The 1,489-nt window shown below is 44.3% G+C and carries 1 protein-coding gene; it reads right to left on the bottom strand.

Features of this window, described 5'->3' with window-relative positions; genetic code table 11:
• A partial coding sequence (locus CFPU101_RS25185; protein ID WP_206818622.1) for a Calx-beta domain-containing protein occupies positions 1–1,480 on the bottom strand: 1,480 nt, incomplete at its 3' end.
• Positions 1,481–1,489 lie beyond the last annotated feature (9 nt).

A 1,489-nucleotide genomic window follows, 5' to 3' on the forward strand; every position in this document is an offset into this window, starting at 1 on the left:
ATGTAATGCGTGGTGCCGTATCATCATTCGTAATAGTTCCCGTGACAGGTGTTGTGGTGCCAATGGTGTATCCTGCGCCACTAGCAAGAGTCAAAATGACCGTTTCATTGGGTTCGACTACTGTATCACCTGTCGGGTTAACTGTAACTCTAGCAGTAGCCGAGTTAGCCGCAAAAGTTACACTGGTGCCGATATTAGCGTAATCGGTGCCTTTGGTCGCGGTTCCAGTAATACCATAGTTCACCGTTAGAGGATTTGTTAAAGAACCAGTACGAGTAAAAGTGTAAATCAGGTTGGCGGTTCCATTTTCTGTAACGCTTGTTGGTGAAACGGCTAATGTAATGCGTGGTGCCGTATCGTCATTAAGAATTGTTCCTGTAACTGGTGTTGTAGTACCAAGGGTATATCCTGTACCACTAGCAAGAGTCAAAATGACCGTTTCATTGGGTTCAAATGTTGTATCATCTCTGGGACTAATTGTAAATCTCGCTGTAGCCGAGTTGGCCGCAAAAGTGACGGTGTTTCCATTATTACCAGAGTCAGCGTAATCACCGCCATCAATAGCTGTACCACCACGTGTAAAGTTAACCGTGAGAGGACTTGTTAGAGAACCTGTACGGGTAAAAGTATAAATCAGGGTGCCTGTTCCATCTTCTGTAACACTAGATGGTGAAACGGCTAATGTGATACGCGGTAAAGTAGTGGCTCTTTGGCCGAAGATTACATAACTTTGTACTCCATCACCAATGATTAGATCATCAACACCATCACCGTTAACATCCCCTGCACTACTCACAGACGTGCCTGCACCCTCGATGGTAAAGCCGTTTGTTCCGTTAAGAGTAGAAAGATTGATACTGGTACTAAACCCGCCACTCTTGCCAAACACTACATAACTTTGCGCTGCACCATATGCGCCGATAATCAGATCATCAAACCCATCACCGTTAACATCTCCTGCACTGCTCACAGAATAGCCTGACTGGTCACCAGCATTAATCCCATTAATCGCAAAGCCGTTCGTTCCGTTGAGGGTCAAAAGGTTGATATTTGCACTAAACCCGCCACTCTTACCAAACACTACATAACTCTTTCCTACGTCATATATGCCATTGGTATCGACATGGTGTGAGCCGACAATAAGATCATCAAACCCATCACCATTTACATCCCCTGCATTGCTGACAAAACTTTTTGAATCGTATCTAACTTCAATTCCATTAATAAGAGCAAAGCCATTCGTTCCATTGAGTGTAGAAAGATTAAAACTAGCACCAAAGCCGCCACTCTTACCAAACACCACATAGCTCTGTCCTAAATTACTATTGCCAGGGCCTGGTGCGCCAATGAGAAGGTCATCAAAACCATCGCCGTTAACATCTCCTGCACTACTGACAGACGCACCTGAATAGTCATCATCATTAATTCCATTAATCGCAAAGCCATTCGTACCGTTGAGTGTAGAAAAGAACTCTTGCAAAAGTCAAGG

Source organism: Chroococcus sp. FPU101, assembly GCF_017312365.1.
Lineage (GTDB): Bacteria > Cyanobacteriota > Cyanobacteriia > Cyanobacteriales > Microcystaceae > Chroococcus.